This window comes from Synechococcus sp. CBW1108, assembly GCF_015840335.1.
In the GTDB taxonomy this organism is placed as follows: Bacteria; Cyanobacteriota; Cyanobacteriia; order PCC-6307; family Cyanobiaceae; genus Cyanobium_A.
The window spans coordinates 1392941-1406073 of sequence record NZ_CP060395.1 but is presented as its reverse complement, the minus strand read 5'-3'; the positions used below and the strand labels follow the sequence as shown (position 1 = coordinate 1406073).

The window sequence follows — 13133 nt, the reverse complement described above, 5'->3', positions numbered from 1 at the left end:
GGCGACAACCACGTTGGCCGGTTAGGCGCCGAGACCTCCGCTGAACCTTGCCCTGGAGCGCACGAGCCGGCGGACCGCACAGTCCGCCGGCAGCGCGGAGCTCCCCGCCGGGGTCTGGCACCATCGGCACCAGGTTGTCGCCGGACGACAATCTCCCGGGCTGTTCTCCGCTTCTCTACGGCTGCTGTGGCTATTTGCTGCCGCTGCGCCGGCTTGCTTGGGCGCGGCGGTGGCTGTCGCCGCTGATCTCGACGATGTGGCAGTGGTGCACCAGCCGGTCCACCGCCGCCACGGTCATTGAGCTGCTGGGGAAGATCTCATCCCAGGCGGTGAACGGCTGATTGGCGGTGATCAGCAGCGATCGGCGCTCGTAGCGGTGGCAGATCAGCTCAAACAGCACGCTGCTCTCCTGTTCATCCCGCCGCACATAGCCAATGTCATCGATCAGCAGCAGCGGGTAGCGATCCAGCCGCTCCAGCGCTGCCGGCAGGTTGTATTCGGCGCGGGCCTTCTGCAGCTCCTGCACCAGGCTCGTGGCGGGATAGAAGCGGCAGGCCTGATCCAGGCCGATCTGCGCCAGGGCGATGCCGATGGCCAGATGGGTTTTGCCCACACCGCTGGGGCCGAACAAGAGCACGTTTTCACTCCGCTGCAGCCACTCGCTCTGGCGGCTCAGAGCCTCCAGCTCCTGCCATCGGTGCGCCTCGATTCGGCCGCCATGGTCGTAATCCGCCAGCACCTTGCTCCAGGGCAGCTGGGCTGATCGCAGCAACCGTTGCTGGCGGGCCTGCTGGCGCTGCTCCACCTCCTGCTCACAGAGGGCATAGAGAAACTGGCTGGGGCTCCAGCCCTCGCCCTCAGCCTGCGAGGCGATGCTCTGCCAGTGGCAGCGGATCCATGCCAACCGCAGCTGTCGCAGCAGGATCGGCAGGGCGGCTTCCGCCGCCTGGGGCCGCGGGATGGAGGGCAAGGAGGTCGTCATAGCTCTGCAGGCTGTGTTGGGGAATGCGTTGCGGTGGGTGGGGGCGATGGGGCGGCAGCCGGAAGCGTTGCTGCAGCGCCGCCAGCGACAGCCCTTGCCGTTGATGGGCCTTCTCGAGCCAACCCAGCACTGGCTCGTAGCCCGCCAGGCGGCAGCCCACATACAGCGCCTCGACCATCAATCGGGCGGCGGCGTCACGGTCACCGCCATTGCGCAGCTGCTGCCACAGCTGCCACCAGCGCTCATCGGGGAACAGCTCCCGCTGGTAACTGCAGTGCAGCAATGCCCGGGGTTTTCGCCTGAGCGCATCGATCAGGTGCTCCAGATCGATGCTCCACGCCCGCCCATGACGCTCGACACCGCCGTGGCGCCGCTCCAGTTCGCAGGCGATCTGCCGGCCCAGAAGCAGCTGCAGCCGGTCGTGGAAGATCCGCACCGTCAGCCGCTGGTCGATCAGCCGCGGCGGCACCGAATACACGACTCTGCGTACCTCGATCGTGCTGGTGCGCCGCACCGTGAGCTGTTCAATGTCGTAGTCGGCAAAACGAAACCGCGGTAGTGGCCGCAGCGCCGCCTGCTCCTGCTCCAGCCGGATCAGGCGCGGCCTGTTGTACTGGTCAATCACCGCGGCCAGAAAAGCCTGGTATTGAGCCAGCGTCTCGAAATCACTGCTGCCGCGCAGCAGCAACGCCTGCTCGATCCGCCGCTTGAGATGGCCATGGGGACTCTCCACACGGCCGTTCTCATGCGCCACCCCCAGGTTGTTGCGGCTGTAGGCCAGGCTGTAGTGGCTGCAGAGGGCGTGATAACGGCGGGTGATGTCGGAGCTGAAACTGCCGTTGCGGTTACGGCACGCTGCTGATAACCGGTCGGTGCGCAGTTCACCTGGCACCCCGCCGCAGGCAGCCAGAGCGTTCTGCAGACCCTCGGAGAGGGCTGCAAAACTCTCGCCGCCCTGGACCACCTGCGCATAGCTCCAGCCGCTCCAGGCCAGGCGGTAGTGGAACAGCAGATGGGGGAACACCTGGCCGGCGATCGTCACCTCCACCCCCTTGAGCTGGGTGAAGTCACAGAAGGCAATTTCGCCAGGCTCATAGCTCAAAGGGAAGATCACCTCCGGCGCCGGGCCGTGCAGTGCCTTCCACTCCCGCACCCGGCGCTGCAGGGTGCGCTGTAGCGGAATCCAGTCCACATCAGGTTTCTGCTGCTGCAGATGCTCCAGGAGCGTGATCGGCGTCAGCGCGGGTGAGCGCTGCAGCAACGGCACCAGCTCCTCCTCCCATACCCCTACCAGCGGATCGGGGCGGGTGCGGCCACGGGGCTGGTTCGCCCGCGGCTGCAGCTGATTGCATTCAATCCGGCGAGCACTGCGCACTGAGATGCCCGCCGCCGCGGCAGCAGCCTCCTGGCTGCTGCCGCCTCGTCGTTTCGTCATGAACAGATTGCGTTGGTGGCTTGTCAGTGGTGCCGGCATCACCTGGTCCCTGCGCATCGGCACCAGGGTCTCCAGCACTCACCCCACCGGCCAACGAGCTTGTCGCCGACCGGCCAACTTCATTGTCGGCGGACAGGGCTGCGCCAAACTCGAGCAACGGCAGAGCCTCGCCAAGGGTCACGTCACTCTCGACCGTGAAGCCGCGCACGGTGGTGTCGCCAGTGGTGCGCAACGGAGCGAAGCCGTAAATCTCAGCCGTCCAGGCCCAAGGATTGGCGGCGGATTTCGGCTGATCCGATGCCGGGATGGGGAGCTGCTGCACATCAGCAGGCGACGACTCTGCTGGGTCTGGCGCCGCACGCATCGGCTCGGCCCGCAGCACTGCTGGTGCGCCGATGAACAGCAGCATCAGGAGTGCAGGCAGGCTCGGTCGGCGGCGGATGAATGGGAGCGACGGGGTGGCCTGGTGCGAGGCGTCCACAACAGAGCGGCGGGATTGTGCAGATTGTCTTGGAGTATCCGCAGCCCGCCCGACCCAGAAGTGCAAATCTCGCCACCACCTGGCACCCGCGTGGGCACTCCTTCGGTGCGGCGGCTGCGGCTGGAGCACGACGACCTGGGATTCCTGGAAGAGGCGGCGCGGCTGCTGGGGTTTCAGAGCCGCATGCTGCAACTCGAGGCGGGCATCAATCCCAGTCGCCTGGAGCTGGTGGCAACTGAGGGGGTGAGCCTGCTGCGGCTGCAGTTCAGTCGGCGCACCTTCATCAGCGGCCCCAAGCCGGTGGGGCGCGTGTTCTGCAACATCACGCTCCGGTCTGCGGCTGAGTTGCCGCGGGTGCATGGCCATGAGCTGAACCCTGAGATTGCGGTGGGCTTCGACCTCCAGCGCGAGATTCACTTCCAGGCCCCCGCTGCCCACCGGTTCGCCGCTGTGCTGGTGGAGGAGAAGCTCTTCTGGCAGACGGCGGCCCTGATCGGCCGAAGGGATCTGGATCCTGATGGGCTTGCTGTCAATGCCTTTCAGCTGCATCCGGCCTGCAGTGGTGATCTGCGGCGGCTGCTCTGCCAGGCCTTTCAGGCGCCCACAGGCCCGCCGGGCGATGCCGGGCAATCCTGGGCCACCTGCCGCTTGATGCGCGACGACCTGCTGCCATTGCTGATCGCCGCGATCGAAACGCCCGATTGCCACCACGGCATGACCAGCAGCCGCAATGACCGGCTGCTGATCACGGAGCTCAGCCGGCGGCTGATAGAGGAGCGGTTAGACGACACGATTAGCCTGCGCACTCTTTACAGCGCCATCCCCACTTCACGCCGCACCCTGGTATATGCGTTCGATGAGATATTCGGAATGGCACCGATGCGCTTCCTGCGCCTGCAGCGACTGGAAGCCGCTCGCCGTGCTCTGACCCGTGCCGAACCAGGCAGCACGACCGTGGCTGTGATCGCCCAGCGCCATGGCTTCGCCAACCCCAGCCATTTCGCTCGTCTCTATCGCCACCATTTCGGCGAGGTACCAGGCGACACTCTTCTTCAGCGCCAGAGGTTCCTGGGCTGGTCGCTGTCCTCACGGGTGGCCCAGCGGGCGGCGAAGTAGGCGAACAGCGGCGTTTCCTCATCTGCATGTTGTTGCGACCAGAAAAGGGTGCGAATCAGCTTGCTGGCGATGAAATAGAAGAATGGCAGCCGTGCGCCGATGCGACATTGAAACAGTGTGCGATCTGGTCCTGCGGCTTCTACCCTGAGATCCCAGTAGATAGGGAAAATCATCGGCCACACCTGCAGAAAGCGAGCTTTCGTGCGGCTTTCCAGACGCACGTGATGGGGCGTCATCACCTTAGGCCGATAGAACTGGGTCATCATGAAGCCACCGACGTATTCGTCATTGCGAATCACGATGTCGCCATCGGCATCACGGTAGAGGCCTGAATATTGGTGGGAGTGGGAGGCCGGCGTGCAGGCCACGTACTGCTCACAAGAGAAGTTCACGATCCAGTCGGCTAGATCGAGCTTCCCGACCGGGAGAGTCAGCAGCACCGAGGTGCCGAAGTTGAGGTTGTACTTCATGGCAAATGGCGACAGGGCAAGGGTCTCAGACCGTGCGGTGGTCGTGTTCCACCCAGCGGATCACCAGATCCGCGAACGTCTTCGCGTCGTCCTGGTAGCTGAAGTGGCCGGCGTTCTCGAGAACCTCCAGCCGAACGCGGTGCAAGCGCTGCTGCAGGCGCGTGGCGTTCTCCACATTCAGCAGGGCGTCATGGCGGCCCCAGAACAGCTGCACCGGTAGATCCAGCTGCGCCAGGGCGGGGTCTGTCGTGGCGAGGCTTCTGGGGTAATCGCGGAACCAGCGGCAGATCGGGCCGATCCGCCCCGCATAGGAGCGGATGTAGTCGTCCACCTCGATCTGGTTGGGGGTGTAGCTCACATAGGCCAGACGGTTGGCGGCTTCCACAAAGGTGCCGGCTCCGGCCATGGCCACCATGAAGCGCCAGAAACCGGAATGCACCAGCTTGTTGATGATGCTGCCGTTGTTCGAAGGGGCGATAGCGGGCCCGTCGCCGATCATCAGGCTGCTGGCCAGGCCGGGATGCTGGGCCTCACCCGCCACGGCAGCGGCCATGCCCACATCGGGCGCCACGATGTGGGGCTTGTTGAGCCCCAGCTTCGCGATCAAGGCCGCCAGAAAACGCCCCTGGGCTTCAAAGGTCATCCAGCCAACGCCTCCACTGCTGCCGCCGAAGCCCGGTAGATCCACCGCCACAAGATCGAAGCGCTCCGCTAAGGCGGTCCAGATCGGCGCAAAGGCCACGATGCTCTGGGGCAGCGGGCAGAGCAGCAGCACCGTGGGCGCCCCGGTGCGACTCTGGCGGGCGATGCGGATGCGCTCGCCCAGCAGCTCGATCGTCTCCAGGGGCATGGCCGGCGGCTGGGCCAGCGTCGGCGTGTTGGAGCGGCCGTTCCCGCGCTGCCGGCGACGCACGTTCCGGTACTCCGGCGTGATCAGCAGCAGGGCTGAAGCGATCGCTTTGTCCAGCAGCGAAGGGCGGCGCAATGGGGTGGCGGGAATCATCAGGGAGGGGTCAACAGGAGATGCACCACAGGCCGACTGATCAGCCGAGGTGGCTTCAGCGGCTGGCGGGAGCGGCAGAAGCAGGGGAAGCAGGCATTGGCAGTGGCGTTTCGGCGGGTCTCGGTAATGTCTTGAGATACCCCTGCCAGGGGCTCCAGTTGTCGGCAACAGGCACAATCCCCTTGGCCTTGGCATAGCTCATATAAAGGTCAAGCAGTTGCCGCAGGCGCTGGGGCTGGGAGGCATTGAGCGGTGTGGTCTCGCCGGGATCGGCTTGAATGTCGAACAGGCGCCACTGGCCGTCGCCGAACATGGCGCGGCTCTGGCGGGAGGCCTTGTAGCGGCCGGCCACAATCGAGCTGTTGCCGAAGATGTCGCTCACCACCCACTGCTGTTCCGTGCGCACGCTGCTAGCACGGCCCTCCAGAAAGGGCCGCATCGACAACCCCGTGGGCGTGACGATGGCGCGATCCTGATAGCGGCCCGAGGGGGCGCGAATCCCTGTGTAATCGAGAATCGTGATCGGCACATCCTTCACATTCACGTAGGCCTGGCGGATGCCACCACGGGACTGCAGGGCCGCGCCGACGGGAGGGCGAATCACCAGCGGCGTGCGCACGCCTCCCTCCGCCAGATACCACTTCCACCACTGCAGGACGCCGTTGGAGGCGTTGGCCCAGTTCGCTCCCATTTCCAGGAAGGTGTTGCCACGGCCGATGTCTGCGGGGTTCTGGCTGAAGTTCTCGTTCACCCAGCGGCTCAGGGTGGGGTTCGCAGTCGGACCTTCGTCGTCCATGCCCTCAGGACCATTGTCCGAGAGGTAGATGATCAGGGTGTTGTCGATCTGGCCGGTTTCGCGCAGGTAGCTCAGCACGCGGCCGATGGTCTGATCCTGTTGCTCGAGCATGGCCGTGTAGGTGGCCATGGCCCGGGCCTCACTCTGCTTCTCCGCCTCGCTCAACGCATCCCAGCGCTGCAGCAGCCAGTTGGCGCTCTGATCCGGGAACGGCGCATCAGCGGCGATCAGCCCGGAGCGCTTCTGGGCCTCGTAGCGAAGCCGCTTCAGACCCTGATAACCATGTTGATAGAAATAGGGGACGAATTTCTTGATCACCGGGGGCGCCACCTGCAGCGGCGAGTGCGGCGAGGTGAGGGCGAGATAGGCGAAGAAGGGCTTGCCGCTGCTGCGGCCCTCCTCCAGATCGGCCAGCAGCTTGCCGCTGAACAGATCATCCGAATGAATGCCCAGTGGCCGCTCCACCGGCCGGCCATTTTCAAAATATGGCTCGGTGGGCACGATCCGCTGGGCCATCAGCGCCCGATGCTCGGGGTTCTTGGGGCTGGGCCCGAACACCTGCTGGTTCCAGTGGTTGGCGCCGCCAGTGAGGATGCCGTAGGAGTGTTGGAAGCCCCAGTCCCAGGGCCCCCAGCCGCCATGGCCTGGGCCGCCCAGGTGCCACTTGCCTGCCATCACCGTCCGGTATCCGGAATCTCGCAGCAGTTCGGCGATCGTGGCGGTGTTGCGGGTCAGGTAGCCCTCGTAGCCGGGCTTGCCCTTGGTGGGGGGATAGATCGCGTAGTCGAATGCGCCGAGGCCGACATCGATCGGGTCGTTGCCGGTGAGCAGCGAGGCACGGGTGGGCGAGCACACCGGCGAGGTGTGGAAGTTGCCGAACGCCACACCATCGTTGGCCAGGGACTGGAGATTGGGCATGGCGGCATTGCCGCCTCCCCAGGGCACATCGCCAAAGGCGGCATCGTCGGAGACGATCAGCAGCACGTTTGGACGCTGGCGCAGGTTGCTGGATTCAGCGGCCTGCGCCGGCGTCGCTGCGCTGGTCAGGCAGAACGCCTGCAGCAGGGCCAGAAGCAGGGCGGCCTTCCCCTGAGGGAATCGGTGGTGGCGCTGGACGCGAGCCATAGCCGAAAGGAGCCGGAACCATTCATGCATCAGCTGGTTCTACGGGCGTTCGCCGGGCGGCAGTGATCTAAAAGTGCAAATTCGGCGCCGCTGCCCTTAGCTTCCCGGCGGAGCTGAAACAGTGGGGCAGAGCCAACGCCCCCGACCATGACACGGCGATCCTGCCCCGATAAGCCCGGTGGGATGGTGACGATCCCACCGGGCCGCTACCGCATCGGATCCGATCGCTTCTATCCCGAGGAAGCGCCAATGCGAGAGGTGCAGCTCACGAGCTTTCAGATCGCGTTGGCGCCGGTCACCAATGCTGAGTTCGCCACCTTCGTGGCATCCACGGGTTATGTGACGGTGGCCGAGCAGCCGCCTGATCCACACGCATACCCGCACCTAACGGCGGAGCAGCGGATCCCCGCATCCGCCGTGTTTCAGCCTCCACCGCCCAGCGTGGATCGCAGCCGGCCCCAGCGCTGGTGGGCGCTGGTTCCAGGGGCCGACTGGCGGCATCCCCAGGGACCCGGCAGCACCCTCGACGGGCTCGAAGCGCATCCGGTGGTTCACATCACCTGGGCCGATGCCCAGGCCTACTGCGTCTGGGCGGGCCTGCGGCTGCCCACAGCGCAGGAGTGGGAAGTGGCGGCTCGCGGCGGCCTGGTGGATGCCGATTACGCCTGGGGACAGGAACTTAATCCCCAAGGCCGCTGGATGGCCAACACCTGGCAGGGGCCCTTTCCGTGGAGCAATGAACAACGGGATGGTTGGTTCGGGACCTCCCCGGTGGGGGCTTTTCCGCCCAATGGCTATGGCCTGCTGGATGTGTGCGGCAACGTCTGGGAATGGACCAGCACACCCTGGCCCGTCGACCCTGGCGAGCAGGAGCGGCGGATCGTGAAGGGGGGATCATTTCTGTGCGCCGACAACTACTGCCTGCGCTACCGGCCCTCCGCACTGATCGCCCAGACCCTTGACACTGCCACATGTCACATGGGCTTTCGCTGTGCGTCGGACTGAACCTGGCACTGAATCAGTGCGTTCGGCAGCTCCAAGGAGGCTGGAGAGGCACCGCCTCAGCGACTGGCAGGAGCATCAAGAGGCCCCACAGCAGCACGCAGGCGACAGGAAGTAACAGCAGAACCCAGTCCGTCCACCGCAGATGTCTGAGCAGGCCGTCATCGGTGCGAATTGGGAACAGGAGATCAAGAACGATGCTGTTGCTGCGACACTCCCGATCAAGGATCTGAAGACGAAAGTGCAACTGATGGATTCGCAAGACAATCGCTCCTAGGGTGAGAGCCATGGCCACAGCAGACCCAATCCCCAACAGCGGCGCCCAAATGGGAGGCATGGAGCCCCGCCGCTGATCCGACAGGTACAGGGGAAACAGCACCCCTTGCGCGGCACTGAACCAACCAAGGCGATTCCCGATGATTACTTGTTGCGCTTGAATTTGTCCGCAGAGAAAGCTCAGACGGTCAAAGGCCCAACGCTGTTCGGAAAAGCCAGAAATAGGTGGTTCATGATGTCGAGAATCCGTCATGGGCAAATGCTGATTTCAGAGGCAAACCTTGGAAGCAAAACACAGCAGGAACGACTCCAGCCATCCTGAGGGGCTGAGGTGGCTGCGGCATCCCCCAAAGTGCAATTTCCCGCCAAGCAGCCGATGTTCATACACAGCCATCAGGGCCTTCCGCGTGGAATCCCACCTTGCTGAGTACCGACCCAAAGGGCGCTACCGCTGGCTGGCGGAAGAGGCGCCCTACCTAGCCCACCATCGTCACTACCGACGCGGTCGTCGTCCAGTCCGGCTACGTGTTCGTCGTGAGGCAGCCCTGTCTTTGATGGACCGGGACGATCGGCACCCGGGCGGGAGCGACAGACCTCAGCTGACGACCGGACGCACTGCTGAAACCGCAGGGGATTCGACGATGGTTACCTCAGCCTGCCAATCTCTCGAGGCCTCTGGATCCAACTTGCAGACCTCGCTTCTACCTTCCGGCCTTTGCATAGGAATGCCCTAAACAAAGAATTGCTGGGCATGCGCCAAGAGAACGCCTTTCACAGACCCGCCCATGCCCCTCCGCCCTACATCCGCCGGCTCAAACCTGCGCCTTCTCACAGCAAGGGAGAAGGCCAAAACCTTCTCACAGACCTTCTCACATCCAAGCCTGCGGGCTTATGAGACTCGCCGCAGCGCAGGCGGTTCGGCTAATCCATCGAGAAGCTTCCCAAGCTGAACGTCGCCGGTTCGAGTCCGGTCACCCGCTTACCAGTTCAGGCCTGAAAGTTTGTTGCTTCTCAAGCGATCATCTCGCTTGGCACTCGCCGGCAGCACTCCAGAAGTTGACTGTGAATGACAGCTAATGCCCGCGATTGGTTCAACTTTCTCACAGGGCTTCTCACCTCCGGGTCGTTTCATGGCCTGATTTGACCGTCCTTGATCGGCCCGGGTTGCCGCAGTGGATCGACCGAATATGAGACCCGAAGCGCGACCTATGACGCAGTCCTGAGCTGGCCTGACACCCTGATGGCACATCGCGTTCTGACCGAGACCGCCGTAAGCATCTCGGAACACAAAAAGAACCCGATGGCCACCGTGGCGGCCGGTGAAGGGATGGCGGTCGCGGTGCTCAACCGCAATGAGCCAGCCTTCTACTGCGTTCCGGCCAAGGCCTACGAGGAGCTCATGGATCTCGTGGAAGACCTGGAGCTGGGCCGCATTGCCGATGCCCGGCTGGCGGATGGGCAGGAGCCGCTGCGGGTCAGCCTCGATGAGCTATGAGCTGGCCTTTCATCCCGAGGCCCTGCGGGAATGGCGGACCCTGAGCGCAGGGATCCGGGAGCAGTTCAAGAAGAAGCTGGCCGAACGGCTGATCGAACCGCGGATTCCCGCCAGCAAGCTGAGGGGATCCAGTCATCGCTACAAGATCAAACTCCGCGCCGCTGGTTTCCGCTTGGTCTACGAAGTGCGGGATTGCGAGGTGCTGGTGCTTGTTGTGGCAGTAGGCAAGCGGGAGCGCATGACCCATGGCCGACTCCAAGCGCTCTGAGCTGGATCAACTACGCCAGGAGAACGCTCGCTTGATTGGGCTGCTGGAGGCTCACGGCATCGCCTGGAGTCCCGGCGGACCTGCCCGAGCAGAACCCTCGCCCATTTCGGTTCGCCCCTCCGCCAATGGTCCTCTTTCGCCTCAGGAGAAGGTGGCGCTGTTCCGGCGTCTCTTCCGCGGCCGCGGAGATGTCTATGCCCTGCGCTGGCAGAGCACCAGCAGCGGGCGCTCGGGCTACGGGCCTGCCTGCGCCAATGAGTGGCGGCAGGGCATCTGCGAAAAGCCGCGGGTGGCCTGCCGCGATTGCCAGCACCGGGAGCTGTTGCCCCTCAGCGATGCAGCGATCTACGGCCATCTGGCCGGCGAGCACACCATTGGCCTCTACCCCCTGCTGGAAAACGACCATTGCCACCTGCTGGCTGTCGACTTTGACGAGCAGGACTGGCGGGACGACGCCCGGGCCTTTATGCGCTCTTGTCGGGAGCTGGCGGTGCCCGCAGCGCTGGAAATCTCCCGCTCCGGCGAAGGCGCCCACGTGTGGGTGTTCTTCGAGGAGGCCGTGTCGGCGCGGGAGGCTCGCCAGCTGGGGGCCACCCTGATCAGCCATACCTGCTCCTCGACACGCCAGCTGGAGCTGGGCTCCTATGACCGGCTATTCCCCAACCAGGACACCCTGCCGAAGGGCGGTTTAGGCAATCTGATCGCCCTGCCGCTGCAGAAGGAAGCTCGGCAGCGGGGCTGCAGCGTGTTCGTGGATGACGACCTGCACCCCTATCCCGACCAGTGGGCCTATCTTGCGACTCTGCAGCGATTGTCGTTAGCGGGGCTGCAGAGCGTGATTCAGGGCGCCACCGGCGGCGGCCATCCCCTCGATCTCGCCTTCATCGTCGCGGAGGACCTGGCGACCCCATGGCTGACACCTCCGCCGGTGCCAAAGATCAGCGGGCCGCTGCCGGCGGCGCTCAGCCTCACCCTGGCCGATCGGCTGTATGTGGAGCGCTCGGGGTTGCCGCAGCCGCTGCTCAATCGCCTGATCCGCCTGGCGGCCTTTGCCAATCCCGCCTTCTACAAAGCCCAGGCCATGCGCCAGTCGGTGTGGGACAAGCCGCGGGTGATCGGCTGCGCTGAGAACTTCCCGCAACACATCGCCCTGCCGCGCGGCTGTCTGGAGCCGGTGCAGACCCTCCTGCAGGAGCAGGGAATCGGCTGGGAGCTGGTGGATGAACGCCAGAGCGGCTCACCGCTGGAGCTGGCGTTCGCGGGCCAGCTGCGGGACGACCAGGCGGCCGCAGTGGAGGCGATGCTGCGCCACGACATCGGCGTGCTGCAGGCACCGACGGCCTTCGGGAAAACCGTCGTGGCGGCAGCGATCTTGGCTCAGCGAGGCTTGAACACCCTGGTGCTGGTACATCGGGCCGAGCTGTTACGCCAATGGCAGGAGCGGTTGCAGACCTTCCTAGACGTCTCCGCTGAAGCGATCGGTCGCATCGGTGGCGGCAAGGCCAAACCCTCCGGCCGCCTCGACATCGCCGTGATGCAGTCCTTGGTGCGCAAGGGCGAAGTGAACCCCGTAGTGCAGAACTACGGGCAGGTGATCGTCGACGAGTGTCACCACATCGCGGCGGCGTCCTTTGAGGCGATCCTGCGCCAGGTGAAGGCCCGCTACGTGCTCGGGCTGTCGGCCACCCTGGTGCGCCGCGACGGTCTGCAGCCGATCATTTTTATGCAGTGCGGCCCGATTCGCCACACCGCCAAGCGGCCCGCCGGGGCGCCCCAGACCCTGGAACTGGTGAGCCGCACCCATGAACTCCAAGCGCTACCCACTGATCTGCCGATTCAGGAGCTGATGCGCCGGCTGGCGGAGGATCCACACCGAACAGATCAGATCGTGGCCGAGGCCCTCGCCTGCTGGGAAGCGGGCCGCAAGCTGCTGCTGCTCAGTGAGCGCACCGATCACAGCACGGCGATCGCTACAGCTCTGGCTGAGCAGGTGTCGAACCTGTTCCTGCTGCATGGGCGACTGAGCGCTCGCCAGCGCAGCGCCACCCTGGCCGCGCTGCAAGCGTTGCCTCCCGATGCACCCCGCATCGTGGTGGCTAAGGGGCGTTTGGTGGGTGAAGGCTTCGACCATCCGCCACTCGACACCCTGTTGCTGGCGCTGCACGTGTCGTGGAAAGGCACGCTGCAGCAATACGCCGGCCGCCTGCACCGGCAGCAAGCAGGGAAAACCAGCGTGCGCATCATCGACTGGCTCGATCTCGGCCACCCAATGCCGCAACGCATGTGGGAGCGGCGGCTGCAGGGCTATCGGGCCATGGGGTATGGGCTGATTTCAGATCAACAGACTATGCCGAGTTTTTGGTCCTATGGGAGATCGACAATCTCTCGGAAGCAACTGCAGTAGTCGGAGCCTGCGCCATCGGCTCCGCTCCAGGACAGTGAGAACAAAGCCCAAATAGTCAGGCTCAGCCACCGCATCAAGCCAGGCAGCGATAAAGATCCTTGTTTTTGCTCAGAACCAATCAGCAGCAGCCAGCTCTGCTCAGAATCGCTGACACGGAGAAGGGAAGCTGTTTCGCTCAGAGCTAGGGCCTGCTGGTCGCCGAACTCGATCGCAATTCCCAGCGGCGGCATCCAACTGGAGGTCTGATGCAATCAAGTTTGGCACCAAAGATCGGAGATGG

General features: G+C 64.5%; 11 protein-coding genes. 5 read left to right on the top strand and 6 right to left on the bottom strand.

Annotation, left to right across the window (positions count from 1 at the left end):
- Window positions 1-190 precede the first annotated feature (190 nt).
- Window positions 191-904, bottom strand: a complete 714-nt coding sequence (gene istB, locus H8F27_RS07475) for an IS21-like element helper ATPase IstB (protein WP_231596354.1) — start codon at window positions 902-904, stop codon at window positions 191-193.
- The gene (gene istA, locus H8F27_RS17535) at window positions 858-2495 is read right to left on the bottom strand and encodes an IS21 family transposase (RefSeq protein ID WP_231596581.1); all 1638 of its coding nucleotides are present in this window, start codon (window positions 2493-2495) and stop codon (window positions 858-860) included. The genes istB and istA overlap by 47 nt, the downstream gene beginning before the upstream one ends.
- A 493-nt stretch (window positions 2496-2988) precedes the next feature.
- Between istA and H8F27_RS07470 the strand changes: the two genes are divergently transcribed.
- A complete protein-coding gene (locus H8F27_RS07470; protein WP_197152789.1) occupies window positions 2989-4014 on the top strand; it encodes an AraC family transcriptional regulator in 1026 nt (341 codons plus the stop codon).
- Here H8F27_RS07470 and H8F27_RS07465 read toward each other — a convergent pair.
- Genes H8F27_RS07465 through H8F27_RS07455 form a run of 3 tightly spaced genes read right to left on the bottom strand, consistent with a single transcriptional unit; the run spans window position 3951 to window position 7408 of the window.
- Window positions 3951-4484: a hypothetical protein gene (locus H8F27_RS07465; RefSeq protein ID WP_197152788.1), complete on the bottom strand. Its 534-nt coding sequence runs from the start codon at window positions 4482-4484 to the stop codon at window positions 3951-3953. The genes H8F27_RS07470 and H8F27_RS07465 overlap by 64 nt on opposite strands.
- Before the next feature lie 25 nt (window positions 4485-4509).
- The gene (locus H8F27_RS07460) at window positions 4510-5487 is read right to left on the bottom strand and encodes an alpha/beta fold hydrolase (RefSeq protein WP_197152787.1); all 978 of its coding nucleotides are present in this window, start codon (window positions 5485-5487) and stop codon (window positions 4510-4512) included.
- 55 nt (window positions 5488-5542) lie between these two features.
- Window positions 5543-7408 (bottom strand): sulfatase-like hydrolase/transferase, encoded by a 1866-nt coding sequence (locus tag H8F27_RS07455; RefSeq protein WP_197152786.1) that lies wholly within the window; start codon window positions 7406-7408, stop codon window positions 5543-5545.
- Between the two features lie 147 nt (window positions 7409-7555).
- Here H8F27_RS07455 and H8F27_RS07450 point away from each other — a divergent pair, with 147 nt between their 5' ends.
- Complete coding sequence (locus tag H8F27_RS07450) at window positions 7556-8413, top strand: formylglycine-generating enzyme family protein (protein WP_231596580.1); 858 nt, start codon at window positions 7556-7558, stop codon at window positions 8411-8413.
- Between the two features lie 13 nt (window positions 8414-8426).
- Here H8F27_RS07450 and H8F27_RS07445 read toward each other — a convergent pair whose 3' ends face one another.
- Window positions 8427-8939: a hypothetical protein gene (locus H8F27_RS07445; RefSeq protein ID WP_197152782.1), complete on the bottom strand. Its 513-nt coding sequence runs from the start codon at window positions 8937-8939 to the stop codon at window positions 8427-8429.
- Window positions 8940-9926: 987 nt separating this feature from the next.
- Between H8F27_RS07445 and H8F27_RS07440 the strand changes: the two genes are divergently transcribed.
- From H8F27_RS07440 to H8F27_RS07430, 3 genes are read left to right on the top strand one after another with little or no spacing between them, the layout of a single operon-like run.
- Window positions 9927-10181, top strand: coding sequence for a type II toxin-antitoxin system Phd/YefM family antitoxin (locus H8F27_RS07440; protein ID WP_197152775.1), 255 nt, complete (start codon window positions 9927-9929; stop codon window positions 10179-10181).
- On the top strand, window positions 10171-10449 hold the full coding sequence (locus H8F27_RS07435) for a type II toxin-antitoxin system RelE/ParE family toxin (RefSeq protein WP_197152769.1): 279 nt from the start codon (window positions 10171-10173) through the stop codon (window positions 10447-10449). The genes H8F27_RS07440 and H8F27_RS07435 overlap by 11 nt, the downstream gene beginning before the upstream one ends.
- Window positions 10427-12853, top strand: a complete 2427-nt coding sequence (locus H8F27_RS07430; protein WP_231596579.1) for a DEAD/DEAH box helicase family protein — start codon at window positions 10427-10429, stop codon at window positions 12851-12853. The genes H8F27_RS07435 and H8F27_RS07430 overlap by 23 nt, the downstream gene beginning before the upstream one ends.
- Window positions 12854-13133: the final 280 nt, after the last annotated feature.

Excerpts from the sequence above, each read along its gene's own strand:
- H8F27_RS07455 (WP_197152786.1), bottom strand. The coding sequence starts at position 7,408 with ATGGCTCGCGTCCAGCGCCACCACCGATTCCCTCAGGGGAAGGCCGCC.
- H8F27_RS07435 (WP_197152769.1), top strand. The coding sequence starts at position 10,171 with ATGAGCTATGAGCTGGCCTTTCATCCCGAGGCCCTGCGGGAATGGCGG.
- H8F27_RS07450 (WP_231596580.1), top strand. The coding sequence starts at position 7,556 with ATGACACGGCGATCCTGCCCCGATAAGCCCGGTGGGATGGTGACGATC.
- H8F27_RS07445 (WP_197152782.1), bottom strand. The coding sequence starts at position 8,939 with ATGACGGATTCTCGACATCATGAACCACCTATTTCTGGCTTTTCCGAA.
- H8F27_RS07430 (WP_231596579.1), top strand. The coding sequence starts at position 10,427 with ATGGCCGACTCCAAGCGCTCTGAGCTGGATCAACTACGCCAGGAGAAC.
- H8F27_RS07440 (WP_197152775.1), top strand. The coding sequence starts at position 9,927 with ATGGCACATCGCGTTCTGACCGAGACCGCCGTAAGCATCTCGGAACAC.
- H8F27_RS07460 (WP_197152787.1), bottom strand. The coding sequence starts at position 5,487 with ATGATTCCCGCCACCCCATTGCGCCGCCCTTCGCTGCTGGACAAAGCG.
- H8F27_RS07465 (WP_197152788.1), bottom strand. The coding sequence starts at position 4,484 with ATGAAGTACAACCTCAACTTCGGCACCTCGGTGCTGCTGACTCTCCCG.